Source organism: Agrobacterium burrii (assembly GCF_017313405.1).
Lineage (GTDB): Bacteria > Pseudomonadota > Alphaproteobacteria > Rhizobiales > Rhizobiaceae > Agrobacterium > Agrobacterium burrii.
In genome coordinates this window covers 75,391-96,839 of sequence record NZ_JAFLNA010000020.1, presented here as the reverse complement: position 1 = coordinate 96,839, position 21,449 = coordinate 75,391, and the positions used below count along the sequence as shown (strand labels likewise).

At 58.5% G+C, this 21,449-nt stretch carries 16 protein-coding genes, 1 pseudogene and 1 riboswitch; of the genes and pseudogenes, 9 read left to right on the top strand and 8 right to left on the bottom strand.

All coding sequences use genetic code 11. From position 1 onward, the window contains the following. Positions 1-3: 3 nt before the first annotated feature. The 5 genes and pseudogenes from JZX89_RS26955 to thiC all read right to left on the bottom strand — a co-directional run bounded on the left by JZX89_RS26955 (position 4) and on the right by thiC (position 4,868). Positions 4-1,008, bottom strand: a complete 1,005-nt coding sequence (locus tag JZX89_RS26955) for a P1 family peptidase (RefSeq protein WP_207135959.1) — start codon at positions 1,006-1,008, stop codon at positions 4-6. A gap of 88 nt (positions 1,009-1,096) precedes the next feature. Next, entirely contained in the window at positions 1,097-1,870 is a 774-nt protein-coding gene (locus tag JZX89_RS26950) for a thiazole synthase (RefSeq protein WP_207135958.1), read from the bottom strand. 4 nt (positions 1,871-1,874) lie between these two features. Next, complete coding sequence (gene thiS / locus JZX89_RS26945) at positions 1,875-2,072, bottom strand: sulfur carrier protein ThiS (RefSeq protein WP_207135957.1); 198 nt, start codon at positions 2,070-2,072, stop codon at positions 1,875-1,877. After that, positions 2,041-3,043: pseudogene (thiO, locus tag JZX89_RS26940) on the bottom strand (glycine oxidase ThiO). The gene thiS and the pseudogene thiO overlap by 32 nt, the downstream one beginning before the upstream one ends. 1 nt (position 3,044) lies before the next feature. Beyond that, positions 3,045-4,868, bottom strand: a complete 1,824-nt coding sequence (thiC, locus tag JZX89_RS26935; protein ID WP_207135955.1) for a phosphomethylpyrimidine synthase ThiC — start codon at positions 4,866-4,868, stop codon at positions 3,045-3,047. A 94-nt stretch (positions 4,869-4,962) separates the two neighbouring features. Continuing rightward, a riboswitch (TPP riboswitch) is annotated at positions 4,963-5,074 on the bottom strand. 183 nt (positions 5,075-5,257) lie between these two features. Between thiC and JZX89_RS26930 the strand changes: the two genes are divergently transcribed. The 5 genes from JZX89_RS26930 to JZX89_RS26910 are packed head-to-tail and all read left to right on the top strand — an operon-like array spanning position 5,258 to position 11,046. Then, positions 5,258-5,509 (top strand): acyl carrier protein, encoded by a 252-nt coding sequence (locus tag JZX89_RS26930; protein WP_003504852.1) that lies wholly within the window; start codon positions 5,258-5,260, stop codon positions 5,507-5,509. After that, positions 5,509-6,690 carry an acyl-CoA dehydrogenase family protein gene (locus JZX89_RS26925; RefSeq protein WP_149900583.1) on the top strand — a complete coding sequence of 394 codons (1,182 nt, stop codon included), beginning with the start codon at positions 5,509-5,511 and terminating at the stop codon, positions 6,688-6,690. Before JZX89_RS26930 ends, JZX89_RS26925 begins: the two co-directional genes overlap by 1 nt. A gap of 4 nt (positions 6,691-6,694) precedes the next feature. After that, positions 6,695-7,603, top strand: a complete 909-nt coding sequence (locus JZX89_RS26920) for an amino acid--[acyl-carrier-protein] ligase (protein ID WP_207135954.1) — start codon at positions 6,695-6,697, stop codon at positions 7,601-7,603. A 6-nt stretch (positions 7,604-7,609) separates the two neighbouring features. Next, on the top strand, positions 7,610-8,593 hold the full coding sequence (locus tag JZX89_RS26915) for a DUF1839 family protein (protein WP_207135953.1): 984 nt from the start codon (positions 7,610-7,612) through the stop codon (positions 8,591-8,593). Beyond that, entirely contained in the window at positions 8,590-11,046 is a 2,457-nt protein-coding gene (locus JZX89_RS26910) for a glycoside hydrolase family 2 protein (RefSeq protein WP_207135952.1), read from the top strand. Before JZX89_RS26915 ends, JZX89_RS26910 begins: the two co-directional genes overlap by 4 nt. Here JZX89_RS26910 and JZX89_RS26905 read toward each other — a convergent pair. After that, complete coding sequence (locus JZX89_RS26905) at positions 11,014-12,834, bottom strand: alpha/beta hydrolase family protein (protein WP_207135951.1); 1,821 nt, start codon at positions 12,832-12,834, stop codon at positions 11,014-11,016. The two genes, JZX89_RS26910 and JZX89_RS26905, sit on opposite strands and share 33 nt — an antisense overlap. A gap of 344 nt (positions 12,835-13,178) precedes the next feature. Between JZX89_RS26905 and JZX89_RS26900 the strand changes: the two genes are divergently transcribed. The 4 genes from JZX89_RS26900 (at position 13,179) to JZX89_RS26885 (ending at position 19,463) form a co-directional block, all read left to right on the top strand. After that, positions 13,179-15,896: an ABC transporter ATP-binding protein gene (locus JZX89_RS26900; RefSeq protein WP_174374219.1), complete on the top strand. Its 2,718-nt coding sequence runs from the start codon at positions 13,179-13,181 to the stop codon at positions 15,894-15,896. Between the two features lie 43 nt (positions 15,897-15,939). Beyond that, entirely contained in the window at positions 15,940-16,395 is a 456-nt protein-coding gene (locus JZX89_RS26895) for a cyclic nucleotide-binding domain-containing protein (protein WP_149900577.1), read from the top strand. 189 nt (positions 16,396-16,584) lie between these two features. After that, positions 16,585-17,445, top strand: a complete 861-nt coding sequence (locus JZX89_RS26890; protein WP_207135950.1) for an MBL fold metallo-hydrolase — start codon at positions 16,585-16,587, stop codon at positions 17,443-17,445. Between the two features lie 323 nt (positions 17,446-17,768). Beyond that, positions 17,769-19,463 carry an adenylate/guanylate cyclase domain-containing protein gene (locus tag JZX89_RS26885; RefSeq protein WP_207135949.1) on the top strand — a complete coding sequence of 565 codons (1,695 nt, stop codon included), beginning with the start codon at positions 17,769-17,771 and terminating at the stop codon, positions 19,461-19,463. Between the two features lie 35 nt (positions 19,464-19,498). Here the strand turns inward: JZX89_RS26885 and JZX89_RS26880 are convergent, their stop codons facing one another. Together JZX89_RS26880 and JZX89_RS26875 are read right to left on the bottom strand one after the other, a co-directional pair. Beyond that, the gene (locus JZX89_RS26880; RefSeq protein WP_207135948.1) at positions 19,499-19,981 is read right to left on the bottom strand and encodes a class I SAM-dependent methyltransferase; all 483 of its coding nucleotides are present in this window, start codon (positions 19,979-19,981) and stop codon (positions 19,499-19,501) included. A 12-nt stretch (positions 19,982-19,993) separates the two neighbouring features. Further along, positions 19,994-21,334 carry a nucleotide sugar dehydrogenase gene (locus JZX89_RS26875; RefSeq protein WP_207135947.1) on the bottom strand — a complete coding sequence of 447 codons (1,341 nt, stop codon included), beginning with the start codon at positions 21,332-21,334 and terminating at the stop codon, positions 19,994-19,996. Between the last annotated feature and the right edge of the window lie 115 nt (positions 21,335-21,449).

Here is a 21,449-nt window from a genome sequence, read left to right as displayed (position 1 = left end):
CGTTCAAAGACCCCCGGCATGAAGATCGCAATAGGCTTTCTGCGCACCCTGCTGCGGCAGGGCAGTCGCCTCGTAGACGCCGCGCGCCACAGCTCGCGCCATCACGATGGTGGCCAAATGACAAAGTTCGGCGAAATGAACTCCGCCCTCCAGCGGCTTCTCGCCGGTCGCGGCCGCAAACACGGTGTCGCCGTCGCTCGGCAGATGAGCGGGCAGTACGGCGCGGGCCAGCCCATCATGCGCCATGATGGAAAGGCGATGCGCCTGCGCTTTTGTTAGGACGGCATCGGTCACGACAGCACCAATGGTCGTAGCGGTGAGATTGACGCCCTTCAGCCGAAGCGCGGTATCATCCGCCGTGAAGCGTCCGGGAAAACCACAATCGCCGAATTCACCCTGCACTTCGAAAGGCGCGGACCAGAAATGGCGGCTGGTGCCGACAGTTGCCGAGCCGAGCGCATTGACGGCAACGATGGCAGCCACTTTGTAACCGCCGGAACTGATGGCACTGGCTGAACCCAGACCACCCTTGAAGGTGGCGGTCGTCGCACCCGTTCCTGCACCCACCGTTCCGAGTTCGAAAGCCTCGCGGCCTGCCGCCTTGAAAGCCGCATACCCCATCTCGCGATAGGGCGAATGCAGCCCCCAGTCCTTGTCGCCACCATTCAGCAAATCCATGAGGATTGCCTGCGGTACGATGGGAACGCGGGCGGAGCCAACCTGCAACCCACGACCAATTTCGCGCAATCCGGCCTGAACGCCGCCCGCCGCATCCAGTCCGAAGGCTGAACCGCCTGATAAAACCAGGGCATCCACCGTTTCAACCGTCATCGCGGGGTCGAGCAGGCCGGTGTCACGCCCGCCCGGCGCACCGCCGAGAACCGAACCGGAGGCGATGACGGGCTTTTCGAAAACAATCGCCGTGACGCCGGAGCCGAGGGAGAGATCGGTGACATTGCCGACCGAAACGCCGTCGATATCCGTGAGAAGATTGTTGCGTGCCGCCATGCCGTTCCCCTTTCCTCCCGGTATCCCGCCGCCGCAGGGCACTGTCAACGCAAAAGGTGACGTGCCCGACCTTGGCGGAAAACCGCGATCAGGAGAATACCGCCGTCCCGATAACAGGTGTCGATGGAATGGCCATGTCCCTCGGCTCCAGCGGCCCAGACAGAAAGGCTTGATGGCCAGCCTCGATTGCACGGGCGAAAGCCTCCGCCATTCCGACCGGATCACCCGCCCCGGCAACCGCCGTATTAAGCAGAACGGCATCATAGCCAAGTTCCATCACCGTCACCGCATGCGACGGTCGGCCGATGCCGGCATCGACAATCAGCGGCACATCGGGAAACCGCGCCCGCATCGATTTCAGCGCCGTCAGATTGAGCGGTCCCATGGCGCTGCCAATCGGCGCGCACCAGGGCATCAGCACCCTGCAGCCGGCATCCAGCAGTTTTTCGGCCACGACAAGATCGTCGGTCGTATAGGGAAAGACCTCGAAACCCTCATCGCAAAGGATTTTCGCTGCCTCGACAAGCGCAAAGACATCCGGCTGCAAGGTATCGTGATGACCAATGACTTCCAGCTTGATCCAGTTGGTGCGAAAAACCTCGCGGGCCATCTGCGCCGTCAGCACCGCCTCCTTAACCGTATGACAGCCGGCCGTATTGGGGAGGATATAGCGATCCAGCTCGCGGATCAGCTCGAAAAACTGCCCACCCTTCTTGCCGCCCGCCGTCTCCCGGCGCAGCGAAATCGTCAGAATATCCGTATTGCTGGCCCGCACCGCATCGGCAAGCACGGCGGGGGAAGGATAACGCGCCGTGCCAAGCAGAAGGCGGGACGAGACCTCACGGCCATAAAGCGTCAGCATGGCCTCAACCTCCCTGCATCGGCGAGAGGATTTCGACACGGTCGAAGGCCTTCAGCAAGTAGTCGGCACGTTCTTGCGAATGCACCATATCGCCATTGACCGCCGTCGCCAGCCACTCGCCTTCATAATCCAGGCTGGCGAGCAAGCCGGCCAGCGTTTCAGTGGCGAGATCAAGCTCGTCGCCATTCACCAGAAGTTTCATGATCCTGTTCCTTTCGAGAGAGTGTGACAGACGATCTCAGCCACCTTCCGCGCCATCGCGGGCGAGAGTAGAAAGCCGTGCCGGTACGCGCCGTTGATGAAGATGGTCCGCCCGTCCTCGGTGACGTCAGGCAGATTGTCGGGATAGGCGGGGCGCACGCCCGTGCCGGTCTCGATGATTTCCGCCTCCGCAAAGGCCGGATGCACGGCATAGGCGGCATTCAGGAATTCCATCATCGAACGCGCGGAAATCGCCCCGGCATCCTCCGTCTCGATCATCGTCGCGCCCACCATGAACCGGCCAGGCTCGCGCGGCACGATGTAAAGCGGAATGCGCGGATGCAGCAGCCGGACGGGGCGGGATAGGGAAATCTCCGACGTAGCGAGATAAAGCATCTCTCCCCGCACGCCGCGAAGGTTGGAAATTTCTCCCACCGCCGCAGGTCCGGTGCAATCCACCACCCGATGGAACCTCTGTTCATCCACCGAAACGCCCATATGAAACGGCACACCCATGGCGCAAAGCCGCTCATGCAACGATTTCAGAGCAAGGCGCGGATCGAGATGCCCCTCATCCGCAAAATAAAGTCCGGACCGAAAGCGACCGGCAAGGTCAGGCTCCAGAGCGGCGATTTCGCCTTCACCCACCCAGCGATAGCCGCTGGTCCGCGATGCGAAGCGCGACAGCTCCGCTTTGTCGCGGGCGGGTGCGACGACCAGCGTGCCGTTGCGGACCACAAGGCCGGGGGTCGCCTCGTCCCACCAGTCGAGCGCCGCCTTGCCCAGTGCCAGAACCGCTTCTTCCGCGCTTTCACGCTCGCACCAGGGCGCCAGCATGCCGCCCGCATAGAACGACGCCCCGCGAGAAAGCTCGGAATTGCGCTCCGACACCTCGACAGCAACGCCGCTCCGCGCCAGTTCGAAGGCCGCCGTCAATCCGGCGACCCCCGTTCCCTTGACAAGGACGCGCATCCTATTCGGCATTCGCAGGCGTAGGAAGCGGCATATAAAGCTCGCCACCTTCCTTGAAGCGGGCGGCCATCGCCTCCAGTCCCTCCTTTTGCGCCTCGGCGCGGATATCATGGGAAATCCGCATCGAGCAGAATTTCGGTCCGCACATGGAGCAGAAATGCGCAACCTTGTGCGCCTCCTTCGGCAGGGTCTCATCATGGAAGGACCGAGCCGTATCCGGGTCGAGCGATAGGTTGAACTGATCTTCCCAGCGGAACTCGAACCTTGCGCGCGACAACGCATCGTCCCGCACCTGTGCGGCCGGATGGCCCTTGGCAAGATCGGCAGCATGGGCGGCGATCTTGTAGGTGATGACGCCGACCTTCACGTCGTTACGATCAGGAAGGCCGAGATGTTCCTTCGGCGTGACGTAGCAAAGCATCGCCGTGCCAAACCAGCCGATCATCGCCGCCCCGATACCTGACGTGATATGGTCGTAACCGGGCGCGATATCGGTGGTCAGCGGCCCAAGCGTATAGAAGGGCGCCTCGCCGCAGGTCTTCAGCTGTTTGTCCATATTCTCCTTGATCTTGTGCATCGGCACATGGCCGGGGCCTTCGATCATCACCTGGCAATCCTTGGCCCAGGCGATCTGCGTCAGCTCCCCCAGCGTTTCCAGCTCGGCAAACTGCGCCACGTCGTTGGCATCGGCAATCGAGCCGGGACGCAAGCCATCGCCCAGCGAGAAGGAGACGTCATAGGCGCGGCAGATATCGCAAATCTCGTCGAAATGCTCATAAAGGAAGCTTTCGCGATGATGATGCAGACACCACTTGGCCATGATCGACCCACCGCGGGAGACGATGCCGGTAACGCGGTTGACGGTGAGCGGAATGTAATGCAGCCGCACGCCGGCATGGATGGTGAAATAATCCACACCCTGCTCTGCCTGTTCGATCAGCGTATCGCGAAACACCTCCCAGTTGAGGTCTTCGGCAATGCCATTGACCTTCTCCAGCGCCTGATAAAGCGGCACCGTGCCAATCGGCACCGGCGAATTGCGGATGATCCATTCGCGGATATTGTGAATGTTGCGCCCGGTCGAGAGGTCCATGACGGTATCCGCACCCCAGCGGATCGCCCAGACCATCTTCTCCACCTCTTCCGCCATGGAGGACGTAACGGCGGAATTGCCTATATTGGCGTTGATCTTCACCAGAAAATTACGGCCGATGATCATCGGCTCAAGTTCCGAATGATTGATATTGGCGGGAATGATGGCCCGGCCCGACGCCACTTCCTGCCGAACGAATTCCGCCGTCACGTAATCAGGGATATGCGCGCCGAAACTCTCGCCGTCGCGCACCAGCTTCTCCTTGGCCGCCTCGCGCCCGAGATTTTCGCGGATGGCGATGAATTCCATCTCCGGTGTGATGATGCCAGCCCGCGCATAGGCAAGCTGTGTCACCGCTTTGCCGGCAGTCGCCCTGAGTGGCTGGTGGCGCACGGAAAATTCGGGGGTCAGGCGCTCGCCGGTGGCAAAGCCGTTATCCTCCGGCTTAACGTGCCGGCCCTCGTAAGCCTCGACATCACCGCGTGCCACGACCCAGTCGTGACGCAGTCGCGGCAGACCCTTTTCAATCAGAACGGGATGTGTGGGATCGGTGTAGGGACCGGAGGAATCATAGACTGTTACCGGCGGTTCGCCCGCCGTCGGGTGCACCGCGATCTCGCGCATCGGCACGCGAATATGCGGATGCAGGATTCCCGGTTTATGGATTTTCGTGGAGGCGGCATGCGGTCCGGTGGTAACCGACAGCGGGATAGTCTTGGCAGCGATATTCATCATGAGGCTCCAAAGTTTGACAGTGGAGACCCAGTTCGAGCCGGAATGATGGAAAATACCGCAGCGCCGACAGCGCATTGCACACGCCAGCCGACCTTCGGTCTTTGCACCGTCCCTACGCCAGTATGAACTGGATCAGGTTCAACGGGTCACTGCGCATGAAAGCAGAATCTCAGCCCCTTGACGGGACACCCCTGGTGAATGGCTCACAGCAAAAAACACCGGCCGCCTTTTGTCAAGGCCGCCGATCAACGCTTGGCAAAGGTGCGGGAATGGCGCATGCTGCCGTTAGTTGTAATTAACCTAACGGTTTAGGTGAATATTATCGTTTGCGACATAACGATAAGCACAAACCTTCCTAATGTTAATTTCATTGGAGATCCGTCGGAATGAATGCGACTATTCGTGAAATACTGGCAAAATTCGGCCAGCTTCCCACCCCCGTCGATACGATTGCAGATGAAGCAGATCTTTATGCGGCAGGCCTCTCTTCCTTTGCATCGGTGCAATTGATGCTGGGCATCGAAGAAGCATTCGATATCGAGTTTCCCGACAATCTGTTGAACCGCAAGTCCTTCGCCAGCATCAAGGCCATTGAAGACACCGTTAAGCTCATTCTGGATGGTAAAGAGGCAGCCTGATGAACGTGACCGTAGCGCCGCAGGATGAAACGCTGTCCGCGCGCGCGGGCCGTGTCGCGACCATTGCCGCCAAACATGCAGACGAGGTGGATGTCACCGGCAGCTTCCCGCAGGAAGCTGTCGATGCGCTGCGGCAGGAACGCCTGCTGGGCATCCAGGTCCCCTCCTCGCTGGGCGGCGAAGGCGCATCCCTGCAGCAAATCGCCGATATCTGCGCGCGGCTTGGCCAGGCCTGTTCGGCAACGGCGATGATTTTCGCCATGCACCACATCAAGCTGTCCAGCCTGGTGGAACATGGCGAGACAAGCGCATGGCATGCGGGCTTCATGAGCCGCATCGCCGGTGAACAGCTTCTGCTCGGCTCCGCAACCACCGAGGGCGGCATTGGCGGCAATCTGCGCAATTCCATCTGTGCGATCGAGGTCGAGGGCGAATTTTGCCGGCTGGAAAAGGACGCCACCGTCATTTCCTATGGCAGCAATGCCGATGCGATCCTCATCACCTCGCGCGCCCACAAGGATGCCGCGCCGGCCGATCAGGTGATGACCGTTTTCCTGAAAAGCCAGTATACGCTCGAAAAGACCCATATCTGGGATACGCTCGGCATGCGCGGCACCTGTTCGGACGGTTTCCTGTTTCGTGGCGAAGCTCCCGCAGCGCAGATTTTCCCGAAACCTTTTGCGGAAATCGCCGCGCAATCCATGCTCGCAAGCTCCCATCTTCTGTGGAGCGCCGTCTGGTACGGCATCGCGTCGGATGCGGTGCTGCGCGCGCAATCCTTTGTCAGGGCCGCGGCACGCAAGTCGCCCGGCACCGCTCCTCCCGGCGCGATCCGGCTTGCCGAGGTTTCCACCAAGCTGCAGGTGGTGAAATCCAACATCATTGCCGGCATCAAGGCTTACGAAGACACCAAGAGTGACGCCGAAAAGCTGATGTCCATGGCCTTTGCCGTCGCCATGAACAATGTGAAGATCTGCTCTTCGGAAACCATTCTTGAGATCATCGATCACGCCATGCTGGTCTGCGGCATCATGGGTTACAAGAACGGCACGCCCTACAGCCTCGGCCGGCATCTGCGCGACGCACATTCCGCCCGTTTGATGATTTCCAACGACCGTATTCTCGGCAATTCCGCCAACCTCCTGCTGGTTCACAGGCAGGACACCAGCCTCTTGGGATAAGACCATGGACATGCAAACATCGTTCCTCGATCGACTGTTCGAAGAAGGCCTGCTGATTGAAACCGGTGTGGACGGTCTTTATGGCCGCAGTGGCCAGTTCGAGGACGTGATTGCCGCATTCGAGCGGCTGATCGACCGCACGGGCGCCGCCGATGGCGCCGAAGCGATCCGTTTTCCGCCCGGCATCAACCGCGCCTATTTTGAAAAAAGCGGCTACATGAAGAGCTTTCCGCAGCTGGCCGGCACGGTCCATTCCTTCTGCGGCTGCGAGCTTGACCATGTCAGCCTTCTGAAATCCATGGATGAGGGCGAAGACTGGACCAAGGACCAGAAAGCCACCGACATCGTGCTGACGCCGGCGGCCTGCTATCCGCTTTATCCGACAATCGCCAAGCGCGGCGCGCTACCTGCCGGCGGCGGTCTCTATGACATCCAGTCCTATTGTTTCCGCCATGAGCCCTCCAAGGATCCGGCGCGCCAGCAGCTTTTCCGCATGCGCGAATATGTTTGCATGGGCACCGATTCCGACGTCACCGAATTCCGCCAGACCTGGATGGATCGCGGCGTGGAGATGATGAAGGCGGTCGGGCTCGACGTCACCATCGATGTCGCCAACGATCCTTTCTTCGGCCGTGCCGGCAAAATGCTCGCTAACAACCAGCGCGATCAGAACCTCAAATTCGAACTGCTGATCCCGGTCACATCGACGACCAACCCGACAGCCTGCATGAGCTTCAACTATCATCAGGATGCCTTCGGCCAAAAATGGGGCCTCAACCTCGCCAACGGCGATGTCGCCCATACCGCCTGCGTCGGTTTCGGCCTTGAGCGCATCGCGCTGGCGCTGTTTGCCCATCATGGTCTGGATGTGAAGAAATGGCCTGCAAAGGTCGTGGAAACCCTCTGGGGCTGATTATCCATGCGGCAGATTTTCCCCGGTCTCGATCCCAAAAACTATGTGCAACATCCGCTCCATTCTTCCGAGAGGATGTGGCCGGAAACCAATTGCTACATTGATTTGTGGATCGAGGTGCTGGCGGCCAAGGGCCTGCCGCCGGAAGCCATGTTCGGTTTCACCCTCACACAGGATTTCGAGGGCGACCAGTTCACCTTCTTCAAGGTGCCGCTGGAAGATCTCGAAGCGCTTTATGGCGTTCGCGCCACCGAGCTTGCGATCTTTGACCGGGTGGAAAACCACATCGAAGCGCAACTGGAGCGCGGCCGCATCTGCCTGATCGAGATGGACAGCTTCTATATGCCCGATACCCATGGGGTGAGCTATCAGAAGGAACACGGCAAAACCACAGTCGCCATCAACCGGCTGGACCTGGCGAACCGGGAACTCGACTATTTCCACAATGCCGGCTTTTTCCATCTGTCAGGTGAAGATTTCGACGGCTTGTTCCAGCATCATCTGGCCGAAACTGATCCACCCTTCCTGCCCTACACCGAATTTGCGAAATTCGCAGACAGCAATGCCTCGCCGGCGCATATTCGCAAGACGGCCGAACGGCTGCTGAAGTTTCATTTTTCAAGACGGCCATCCACCAATCCGGTCAGGGCTTTTTCAGCCGTATTTCCGGCTCAGGTGGAAAAGGTTGCCGACAGGCCTTTCGGCTTCTTCCACAAATATGCCTTCAACACGCTGCGCCAGCTCGGCGCCAATTTTGAACTGGCGGCAAGCCATCTCGAATGGCTGGACAAGCAAGGTTTTTCTGAAGCAAGAGACCACGCGCTGCGCATCTCCGAGGTTGCCAAAACCGTGCAGTTCCAGCTTGCCCGCGCCGTCACGCGCCGCAAATTCGACGCGCTGGCCTCCGTGCTCGATCCGGCAGCAGACGCATGGGACGGCTTGATGGAAAACCTTGCGGCGAAACTGTCTGATGCCAGCGAGGCCGCGTGAGAACCTATCTCCCGGGCGAAAGCGAAGAATTGCTGAGTGAAGGCTGGACGCTGACACTGACGCCCGCCGATGCTTACGAGACGCCCTCTGAAATTCCGGCAGCGCTTGAAAGCCTGCACGTCTCCGTTCCCGGCACCGTGGCGCAGGCACTGGAAATGGCGGAAAAATTCGATCGGTTTGCCCCTGTCGCACTGAACGACAAGGATGCCTGGTATCGGCTGACGATGATTTCCGATACGCGGGAGCGGGCCACCCTGCGCTTCGATGGCCTCTCCACCTTTGCCGAAATCTTCTTCAACGGCGAACTGATCGCCGCCAGCCAAAGCATGTTTGAAAGGCTGGAAGTACCGGTCCAAATGACAGGCGCAGACGAGCTTTCGATCTGCTTTCGGGCACTCGGCCCGAGGCTCGAAAAAACCGGTCCGCGCGCCCGCTGGCGCCCACAGATGATGAATACGCAGGGGTTGCGGCTGATCCGCACCACGGCGCTCGGCTATATGCCCGGCTGGTGCCCGGAAATCCATGCCGCCGGCCCATGGCGACCCATCAGCCTCATCAAACAGGAAAGCGTGCTTTGCAGCCTGCGATCTTCACTTGACGATACCGGCACGGGAAAGGTCAGCATCGTTCTAGAAGCGAACCGCGACATCCAGTCCGCACGGGTGATTTGCGCTGGTTACAGCATCAATCTTTCAAAGGGCGAAGACGGCAGGCTCCTAGGCGAACTGCTCATACCGGGCGTCGAAATCTGGTGGCCACACACCCATGGCAGGCCCGCACTGCACGATGTCGTTCTTGAGTTGGACGGCAAGCAACACCGGCTCGGGCGCACCGGCTTTCGCCAGATTGAGATCGAAAACGGCGAGGACGGCAACGGTTTCGGGCTCAAAGTGAACGGGCAACCCGTTTTCTGCCGTGGGGCGGTATGGACGACGGCCGACATCGTGCGCCTGCCGGGAACGCGGCCGGACTACGAGCCATGGCTCAAAAAAGCAGCCGAAGCCGGCATGAACATGATCCGCATCGGCGGCACCATGGCCTATGAGACACCGGGATTCTTCGCGCTTTGCGATGAACTCGGCATCATGGTCTGGCAGGACGCCATGCTTGCCAATTTCGATTACCCGGCAAAGGATGAGAGTCTGCGCCAGCATATCGTTACGGAAATCTCGCAATTCCTCGAGGCGACAGCGCTTTCTCCGTCGCTCACCGTTTTCTGCGGCGGCAGCGAGATGTACCAGCAGGGCGCCATGCTGGGCCTGCCGGAACAGATATGGAAGGCGACGCTCACCGAGGAGATTATTCCGGATGTGATGGCTGAGAGACGGCCGGATACGGCCTACGTCGCCAATTCACCCTCTGGTGGCGCGTTGCCATTTTTCCCCAATGCCGGGGTCGGTCACTATTATGGTGTGGGCGCCTATTGTCGTCCGCTGGAAGATGCCCGCCGCGCCGATGTGCGCTTTGCCGCCGAGTGTCTGGCCTTTTCCAATATTCCCGAACAGGAAACGCTGGACAAATATCTTCCCGGCGTGGCCGTGCACGATCCACGCTGGAAAGCCCGCACGCCGCGCGATCGCGGCGCGTCCTGGGATTTCGAAGATGTTCGCGATCATTATCTGAAGCTGCTTTACGACGTTGAGCCGGACGTTCTGCGGCGGGAGGATGGCGGGCTTTATCTCGACATGTCCCGCGCAGCAACAGCCGAGGTCATGGAGGCGACCTTCGCCGAATGGCGGCGCAGCGGTTCCTCTTGCCGGGGCGCGCTGGTCTGGACCCTGCAGGATCTCGTTCCCGGTGCTGGCTGGGGTATCATCGACGCCACCGGCCGGCCCAAATCCGTCTGGCACGCATTAAAGCGGGCGTTCCGCCCCATTCAGCTCAGCCTTTCCGATGAAGGCACCAACGGGCTGGACATCCATCTCATCAACGAAACCGGCAACGGCTTAGACGCCATGCTGGAACTGACCTGCCTGCGCGACGGCATGCAGCCAGTCGTACACGCCAAACGCCCGCTGACGCTTTCACCGCGGCAGAGCCAGATAATTGCCTCAACCGATTTGTTTGGCGCCTTTTTCGATACGACCTATGCCTATCGTTTCGGCCCGCCATCCCATGATGTCACGGTCGCCCGGCTTCGTGATGTCGCAACCCGGCTTGTCATCGCCGACGCCTTCCATTTCCCGCTCGGCCGGAAAAAGGCGATGCATGCCGCCAGTCTGGCTCCGGGTATCAGCGAAACCAACGGCAACTGGTCGCTCGAAATCGGTACGGACCGGCTGGCGCAATCCGTCCATGTGTCGGCAGAAGGCTATCTCGCTTCGGAAAACTGGTTCCACCTCGCCCCCGGCGAGAACAAGACAATCAATCTCGTGCCGGAAACCGGCACGGTCGAAACGCCACCTTCCGGCGAGGTGGTATCATTGGGGTCCGGCCGGCGCTTCGCCTTTTAGAGCCAGCCGCTTAACCGCATCGATAAAGATTTTTTTCGCTTCCGGAGTCGAAAGATTGTGATCGGCATCGGCAATAATTGTCAGCGACACATTCTGATAGGCCGAAAGCCCACGACCATCGGCATCGAAATAATAGCGGAAATGCTCAAGCCCGTCGTCATTGTCGCTGTAGAGCAGGCTAACGGCAGTGCCCTTTGCCTTGAGTGAATCGAATGCACCGTAAACGGCGCGGCCTTCTTCACTGCCCCGGCGGAACAGCCTTGCCGTTTTTGTCGAGAGCTTCTTCATCGTCGCCTTGACGATGTTCAGCCCGGCACTGACGACATCGACATCGCCGCTGAAGAGGCGCTTGAATGTCGCCCCCTGGCGAAACCGCTGGCTATACTCCCCAAACGAACGCGGCCGTTTGTGCAGTGCTTCATCAACCGAGCGGCCTTTCTGCCAGTGGAAGACGACCGGGTTGACCGCCGCGACTGCGCTGATCCGACTATCTGCAAGCGCGCCGTTGAAGGCGAGATAGGCGCCGCTGCACCGGCCGGCCGCGATGAAGGGACCTTTGCCGCGCCGCTCGAGAAAATCGAGTGCGGCAGCGACATCGTCATTCTGCGAGGCATCATAAAGAACCTGATCCGGCACATTTTTGACCGGCGGGCTGTCGGCAATATTGGCCGCATCGAAGCGCATCGAAGCGACACCGGCGCGCGCAAGGGCACGGGCGGTCTGCACGGAAAGCCTGCCCCAGCCCGCATGCCGGTCATAGGCCGCGCCAAGCAAAAGGACCGAAGAAACCGGTTTCCGATGATCCGGCTCGCAAAAAATGCCGAAAAGCCGTCCACCCTCGCCAAACTGCACCGGCTGTTCGAAAAAACCCTGGCCGCGCTGCGGCGCGTTGATGGTGAAATCTTCCGGGAGTGTCGCAGGGTTCCCGGCATGGGTCTGTGACAAGACCCAATCCACCAACAGGTTCACGACGTCGCCGGATATTTTCGAAAGCGTCGGGCTGGAAACGAGATCGTCATAACCCGAAAACGCCGCCTCCCTCACCTCGCCGCCTATCGTGGCAAGATGTCTGGCGAAATCACTGTCCGTCACCCGACCGGCTCTCGCCAGCACAAGGACATGGCGGGCTGGAACAGTTTCAAGACTGGAAAGATTGATTTTTTTGATCGTATCCGCAACGCCTGCCGGCATGGCCATGCCGGCAATCGCCCCGGGCTGCGCCAGACGTTGCCCGGAAAGAAGACCAAGACCATCATCGATCATCGACGACCACATTGCCAGCTCGCGCAGATAGGCACGGCCGGAGACGACCGGCGCCAGAAAAGCCATCGAACCGACCTCCAGAGCACCGGCAAGCGCCTGAGCGGCGATCGGGCAACCGAGACCCTGAGCGACAACGACAACCCCGGAGCAGCCGGAAAGACGCTTCAGATAATCAAACGCCGCGCGCGTGTCGGAAAGCCAGTCGGCCGCCCGGCCCGCATCTTCCGGTTCAAGCGCGTCACCTGCGCCAAGGTAGTCAAACCGCAGGCTGGCAACGCCGGAAGCGGCCAGCCGCTCGGCCAGAACCCGCTGGAACTTGCGGCTGCATAGCTCTTCCATGCCCCACGGGCTGACGAAAAGAACCGCATGATCCCGTTGCACATCATTGCGCGCCGGATGAAAAATACCGGCAAGCCCTTCAAAAGAAACAGGATGCGCGATCATCCCATCCGCTGAAATGTCGAAAAGCTGCCGTGAATCAAGGGGAGGTTCGCTGCCTGCACGCTCTGAAATATCTATCGCCATCGACCTTGCCACTATTGCGCCAGCGTCTGGCTCAACCACTACGGGATCACTATACCCAAGTGTCTTAACGCCTGTCCTACACTACAAACAATAACATTAGAGAATTCTAAAAATACTGTCGCATTTACATCGATTGCGACAAAGGGGTTGCAAAAACAATCTTTCAGTGTGGCGGTAAGCCTCGGTGCGAATGCTATTTTGCTCGAAACCGCTTGAATATACTGATAAATAGCGAGTCACGTACCTATTTGCAGGAGGAGCTTGCGCTACCCGGCCACCGGATCGTTTAGACACCGCGCAAACCAACACCCCGGGCTTACCCCGACAGGTCATAGAAGTTTTATATGGAACAAAGCCTTACGCGTTACATCTGGTCGCACACGAGGCGGCAGCAGCTTTTCATTCTGCTGATTGTGGCCTTGTCCATGATCCCCTACTTCCTCGCCTTCGATCTGCCCAAACAGATCGTCAACGGGCCTATTCAGGGAGATGGCTTCGAAGGGGCGAACGCGACCCAGCTTTTCATGCATCTCACGGTCGATATTCCCTATTGGGGCACCGTGACATTGTTCCCCGGGCTCGAACTCAACCGCATGTCGATGTTGATGGCGCTCAGCCTCACATTCCTTGCGCTTGTCGTCATCAACGGGCTTTTCAAATATTACATCAATACCTTCAAGGGCCGCCTTGGCGAACGGCTTCTCCGGCGTATCCGCTTTGAGCTGATCGACAGGATCCTGCGGTTTCCGCCCACCCACTTCAAGCGGGTCAAGGGTGCTGAAATCTCCAGTATGGTGAAGGACGAAGTCGAGCCGCTGGGTGGCTTTACCGGCGACGCCTTCGTGCAGCCGGCGCTTCTCGGCGGTCAGGCGCTCTCCGCGCTCTTCTTCATCCTCGTGCAGAATTTCTGGCTGGGTCTGATCGCTGCTTTCATGGCCGCCATTCAGGTCGGCATCATCCCCAAGATGCGCCGCCGCCTCATTGAACTCGGTCGCCAGCGGCAGTTGAGCGCCCGCCAGCTAGCCGGGCGTATCGGTGAAATGGTCGATGGTATCGGGACCATCCACGCCTATGATACCTCCAATTTCGAGCGCGCCGACGCCTCGCACCGGCTCGGCGACATCTTCAAGATCCGTTACGATCTCTACCAGTGGAAGTTTCTGGTCAAATTCATCAATAACTTCCTCGCACAGCTCACGCCGTTCTTCTTTTATGCGCTCGGCGGTTATCTCACCCTCAAGGGCAGCCTCGATGTCGGCCAGTTGGTCGCCGTCATCAACGCCTATAAGGAACTGCCCGGACCGCTGAAGGAACTGATCGACTGGGATCAGGCCCGCCAGGACGTGCAGGTGAAATACGAGCAGGTCTTCGAACAGTTCAATGCACCGAACATGATCGAAGAAAACGTACAGAAACTGTCGCCGGGAGCCGTCGCAGCCATCACCGCACCGATCGTCATCACCAATCTGACACTGGAAGACGATAGCGGCAGCCGACTTCTGGAGCAGGCGTCGCTGAAAATCGAACCGGGTGAAGTCATCGCCATCGTCGGCGGCGCGGGAGGCGAAGCGCTTGCGGATGCGATCGGTCGTACACTCTGGCCGGCCTCCGGCAAGATCAGCATCAATGATGTCGACATACTGGAACTGCCAGAATCACTGACGGGACGTCGTATCTCCTATGTCTCTTCGGACAGCTATTTTTTCCACGCCAGCCTGATGGACAACCTGCTCTACGGCCTGAAACACGCCCCGCTCGCAGACAAAAACTACGAGGGTGCGGCTCTGGAACACCGCAAGTGGGAAATCCGCGAAGCCAAGATGGCGGGCAATCCGCTGATCGACATCAACAGCGAATGGATCGACTACGCTTCCAGCCCGGCCGGGGACGGTAAGCCGGAAAATCTCATTCGGGCAATCCTGGCCGTCCTCGACAGCGTGGAACTGTCGCAGGATATTCTGGAATTTGCGCTGCGCTCGTCGATCGACCCTCTGACCGACCTGCATCTCGCCGCCCGCATCGTGGAACTGCGGCATGTCCTGCGTGCAGAACTGGAAAAAGAGAACCTGAGCGGCCTCATCGCACCCTTCGAGCTTGAGAGCTACAACAGCGAGGCGACGGTTGGCGAAAACCTGCTGTTCGGCACCATGCGGGACTCTTCCCAGACGATCCGGACCATCATCGAAAGCGATTATTTCCGCTCGCTGATGCGCGAGACCGGTCTTGTCAAAACCCTGTTTGAAATGGGTTACACGATTGCCGAAAACATCGTCGAAATCTTCGCCGACCTGCCGGGAGACCACCCCTTCTTCCAGCAGCTGACATTCATGACACCCGATGACATTCCGGTCTATCAGCAGATGCTGCAGCGCCTGCAGGGCCGCGGTTTTGATGATGCCAATGAGAGCGAAAAACGCGCAATGCTGCGGCTGAGCTTCTTCTACGTCGAGCCGCGCCAGCGTTTCGGCCTGTTGTCGCCGGAAATCATGAACCGGATCGTCGAGGTCCGGCACATGTTCCATGAAAAGCTGCCCGACAGCCTGAAGAACATCATCGAAATCTACGATCCGACGAAATATATGAGCGCCACCAGCCTGCTGGATAATATTCTCTTCGGCAAGGTCAGCCATCGTTATACCGATGCCTCCCGGCGCATCACCCGCATCGTCGCCGATGTCATGCGCAAGCAGGGCGTCTACGAGCGTGTCCTGGCCGTGGGTCTGGATTTCAACCTCGGTGCCGGCGGCAAGCGGCTTGGCCCGCTCCAGCGCCAGAAGCTCAACCTTGCCCGCGCGCTGATCCGTAAATCTGATTATTACGTCTTTAATCGCCCCCTTCCCGGCCTTGATCCCCGACAGCAGGAGGAAATTGTTGAACGGGTCATCACACTCCTGAAACAGAACAACAATAACCCGTCAATCATATGGGTTCTGTCGAATGCAACGCTCTCGCGCATGTTCGGCCGGGTCATATTCGTCCATCAGGGACTAGTCACCGCCGACGGAAGTTACGAGACTCTGGCGCAGGAAAACGGTACATTCAAGGATATGGTCGCAACATAAATCCAAGAACGTGGCCGAGGTGGAACAAGAATAGGGTAAGGCAATGCTCTTCAAAGAAGAAATTCAAATGCTGAAACGCGTCCCGTTTTTTTCGGAAATGGAACCGTCGAAGCTCAAACTACTCGCTTTTGCGTCGGATCGGGTATCCTATCATACAGGTGACGTGCTGTTTCGGCAGGGGGATGTCGGCGATGCGGCCTATGTGGTTCTGACCGGCAAAGTGGATGTTCTGGTCGATTCCCCGTCAGGCACATTGAAGGTGGCGGAAATGACCGGCAATGCCATCGTCGGTGAAATCGCCATCCTCTGTGACAGCGTCAGAACCGCGACAGTGCGTGCCTCCACCAATGTCGAAGCCCTGCGGATCGGCAAGGAACAATTCTTCAAGCTCATGTCCGATTTCCCGGATATTACCATAAAAGTCATGCGCGTTCTTGCCGAACGCCTCACCCAGACGACGACGGAACTCAGCAAGGCGCGCGCAAGCGCCAGAACATGAGCGGCAATTCCTTGCTACCCCGACGGGCGATATTAGAAAAATAAATGTCGCACCATTGCAATATAAATGAAATGCTGACTGAATAAGAGGTAAGGGCATCCGCTAAAAAAGGCGGATATAAGAATCTATAGAGACAACGGGCTTCATGGGAGGAAAGCGTGCAAGATTCCGTTGTTATTGGGGTGTGTCATGGCGTTCGATTCCGACACAGCAAGTCGGGAAAGTAATAGAAATTTTCGGGTAAAGATCTGGGGTGCGCGGGGAACGCTTCCTGTTTCAGGTGAAAACTTCCGAAAATATGGCGGTAATACCATCTGCATCGAGGTACGATGCGGAGACCACGTTCTTTTGTTCGATGCGGGGTCGGGGCTTCATCCCGCCGGTCTGGCATTGCGGGCGGAAGGCATTACCGACGTCGATCTGTTCTTCTCGCACTGTCATTACGATCACATTGTCGGCTTCCCCTATTTCAAGCCGTTTTACAACAGTTGCAACGACGTCGCTATCTGGTCTGGTCACCTGGCCGGCATCATGACAACGCGGGAAATGCTCAAGGATTTCATGAGCCCACCCTGGTTCCCCGTGCCGCTGGAGGTTTGCTGCGCAAAAATGGTGACGCGGGACTTCATGCCCGGCGACACGCTCAACCCGCGCCCCGGCCTTTCAATCAGAACCGGAATGCTCAATCATCCCGGCAACGCCATCGGGTACAGGCTGGACTGGGAAGGAAAGTCCCTCGCCATCATCACCGATACCGAACATGAGCCGGGCAGCATCGACGAAACCGTGCTCGATCTGATCAGGGATGTGGATCTTTTCCTCTACGACGCCATGTTCACCGATGAGGAAATGGGCCTTTATCGCGGTTATGGCCATTCCTCCTGGCAACAGGCAATCCGCCTCGCCAAGCTGGCTGGCGCAAAAAATGTCGGTTTCATCCACCATGCTCCAAGCCGCAGCGACGAGGAACTGGATAGCATCGAGAAACAGGCAAAAGCCCAGTTCGACGGCGCATTCGCGGCCATGGACGGCCAGATCATCGAACTCTGATCGCGGTCACCGCAACCTCTTGGTCACGGCGGAGGTTTGGGGTGCTTGGCAACGCCCCCAAGTCGCGATTGCAATCGTACGTCCAGAAAATTTCCAGCAAAAATGCGCAGCGGCTTTACCTGCGGAAAATGCGTAAGAACAAAGGGCGAGAGCTCACCGAACGATTCCTTTTAAACAGGACGCGCGTCAGCGACATTCGAACACGCACAATTGACCTTCGCCAGCCTTTTGCTCCACGATATTGCCACGAGATTCCCTGCACTAAGAGCGTCACGGCTTACTAATGATGATTCTGCGCTGAGCGACCACACGATGGGATTTGCATGATCCGTTTCTTTTCGGAAACCAACTTAAGACAGGCCCGGATTTTATCCGGTCTCATCATATTTGCTTTTGTATTTTCCCATCTTTTTAATCACTCCCTTGCACTCATCTCGATCGACACCGCCGAACGGGCGCGAAAATGGTTCAGCCTGATCTGGCTCAATCCCGTCAGCAGCCTGCTTTTTTATGGTTCGGTTCTGGTGCATGTCTGTCTTGTCCTGCGCTCGCTTTATCTGCGCAGAACATTGCGCATGCCGTTGCGCGAAGCGCTTCAGGTCATTTTCGGCCTGTCGATCCCGTTTCTGATCATCGGCCACGCCGTCAATATCCGCGTGTCGCATATGATTTATGGCATCGATGTCGGCTACTACTCGGTCATCCGCAGGCTGTGGATCAACAACCCGATACAGGGCGCGTGGCAAAGCCTCGCCTTGATCGTGATCTGGGTGCATGGATGCATCGGCCTTTATTTCTGGCTGCGTTACCGCGACTGGTATCCGCGTATAGCCGGGCTATTCATGACGGTGGCGGTGATGCTGCCGCTTCTTGCGCTGCTGGGCTTCAGCGATGCCGGCCGATGGCTGGCGGAGATCGACGAAAAATATGCGCTTCCTCCGGGACTCGTCGACAATACCGTTCAAAAAGACGAGCTACCGCTGCAACGGGAAATGGAGACGCAGATCAGGTTCATCACTGGGTCGGTGGAAACATCGTTTATCGGCGCGGTGATGCTGGTTTTTGTCCTGCGCGGCGTGCGCAGCTGGCGGCAACGGTTGACGGCCATCGAAATCCGCTACGAACATGGCGCGCAGGCGCGTGTGCCTGCCGGGCTGAGCATTCTGGAGGCCAGCCGGCTTGCCGGCATACCGCATTATTCCGTCTGCGGTGGCAAAGGGCGCTGCTCAACCTGTCGGGTCAAGGTTCTGGACAGCAAAGGTCCGCTTCCGCCGCCCGGAGACATCGAGCAGACCACATTGCGGCGCATCCATGCCGATTCAGATGTGCGGCTCGGCTGTCAGCTACGACCCACGAGCGATCTTGGTATCGCGCTCCTCGTTTCGCCGCCCCAGCAGAGCGACCTGCCGGTCGATACGCAGCTGGCCCGCCCCGGCCGGGAAGAGGAAATCGCCATCCTCTTTTGCGATCTGCGCAACTTCACCACGCTTTCCGAGGCGAAGCTACCCTATGATGTCGTCTTCCTCCTGAACCGTTATTTCACCATCGTCGGCCAGGCTGTCGAGCACGCGGGCGGCCATCTCGACAAGTTCATTGGCGATGGCGCCATGGCCCTGTTCGGACTTGGAGAAGATGAGGAACATGCCTGCCGCAACGCGATGAAGGCAGCGGCCACCATATTGCGTGATATCGCAATCTTAAACGAGGGGCTGGAAAAACAGTTCGCCGTCCGTCTGGAAGTCGTGGTCGGCATTCACGCCGGCCCAAGCATCGTCGGTGTCATGGGATATGGCGCCGCAAAAACCCTGACGGCTATCGGCGATACCGTCAATGTGGCAAGCCGGCTCGAATCCAAGGCCAAGGAAGTCGGCGCGGCCATCGTTGTTTCCGAACCGGCTCTCATTCAGGCAGGGCAGGATATTGCCGACCTTCGCAGCGAACAGATCACCATTCGCGGACGGAACTCGCAGATGAAAGTTTTCCTGCTCTCGAAAGAAGAGAGCGAACGTTATTTATAGGAGAGGCTAGAACGCTTGCTGTCGAACTGCCCGGATCAAATCTTGCGATAGAGAAAATAGCGGTCCCTTGGCACGCTTTCCGGCACCGGCAGCGGGTTCAACATGGGATGATCCAGCGGCAGACCGCTGACGGCGACGCCGCCTTTCGCCAGAACGCCCGCGGCAAGATCCGGCAACCACGTCAATGTAACCGCGTCCTTTTCCGGATAGCCCGTGCCGATATCGGCATGCACCATCGCCGCATCTGCACCGATGAAGGCCGGTGCGGTCTCCGAGATTTCACCAATAACAAGATCCTCCGCCGCCGGAACGGAGGAGGCATGAGCTCCCATGGCCCTGTCGAAGGCGATGATACGACGATTGGGAAACAGTTCCCGCAGGTGATTGAAAGTGCGTCCGTTTCCCAAGCCAATTTCCATCAGCGCACCCTCTTCCGGCAGATCGAGATCGGCCGCCAGGTGGTTGAGAATATCCCGCTGCGCCGTCAACCGGCGAATGAAACTGTCCAGTCTGCTCATGATCCGTCCGTATCAGGCCTTGATGATGTGTTTTGCCGCAATATCCCGCCGCGCAAAGACATTTCGCGTGTCGATGATCAGCGGCGCCCATTCGCTGAGCGCGGTATAATCAACATTGTCATGGTCGGTCGCGACGAGAACGGCGTCGAAAGCACCTATCGTCTGCCTGTCCCATGGCACCGATTTCATACCCATCAGGTGGCTGTATTCGCGGGTTTTCGGAATTTCCGCCACGTGCGGATCATAATAGGCGGCTTCGCCACCACGCTCCTGAATAAGCTCGATGAGTTTCAGCGAGGGGCTTTCGCGAATATCGGGCACATTTTTCTTGTAGGCGAGGCCGACGACCAGAACCTTCGAACGGCTGAGCGCCTTGCCGGAATGAATATCAAGCGCTTCAGCAACCCGTCCGACAACGTGGCGCGGCATGCCGGTGTTGATTTCCCCGGCAAGTTCGATGAACCGCGTCGGCAATTCATATTCGCGTGATTTCCAGGTGAGGTAGAATGGATCAATCGGTATGCAGTGGCCGCCGAGACCCGGACCGGGATAAAACGGCATGAAACCGAAAGGCTTGGTTTTCGCCGCGTCGATCACTTCCCATATGTCGATGCCCATCGCCTCGTAAACGACCTTGAGTTCGTTGACGAGCGCGATATTGACGGCGCGAAAGACGTTTTCGGTGATTTTCACCGCCTCGGCCGTGGCGTTTGTCGAAACGGGCACGATCTTTTTGACCACCGATCCATAAAATGCGGCCATCAGTTTTCCGGCCGCTTCGCCATCGCCGGCAACGACCTTCGGAATGGTCGAAGTCTCGAAATCACGATTGCCGGGATCTTCCCGCTCGGGCGAAAAGCCGATGAAGAAATCGACGCCGGAGACCAGCCCGCCGCTCTCCAGAATGGTCTTCACCACCCCGTCAGTCGTGCCCGGATAGGTGGTCGATTCCAGCACAACAAGCTGCCCCTTGCGCAGATAAGTGGCGATCTCCCGACAGGTCTTTTCGACATAGGATAAGTCCGGCTCACGATATTTCGTCAGCGGCGTCGGCACGCAGATGGCGATCACGTCACATTCGGCCAATCGGGCGAAATCGGCCGTCGCGACGAAGCCGTCATCCTGCCTGACACTTGCCAGCACCTCATCGGACACCGCCTCGATATAGCTGCGGCCCGCATCGATCGCGGTCATTTTACCGGGGTCGATATCGAATCCGACGACCTTGAACCCGGCCTTGGCCACCGTCATGGCCAGTGGCAGGCCGACATAGCCGAGGCCGATCACACCCGCCTTGGCGGTTTTGTTTTCGATGCTGGAAAGCAGGGTCTGGGAGACATCAGGAGAAGTCAAAGCGTGTCACGCTCCGCGCATGTGCAAAAGATGCCTTTCAGTTGGGCAAGAATGGCCGGGCTGTCAAGACTCGGCCCTTTCAAATTCCGGTTGACGCCGATGTGGCGGCCAACGC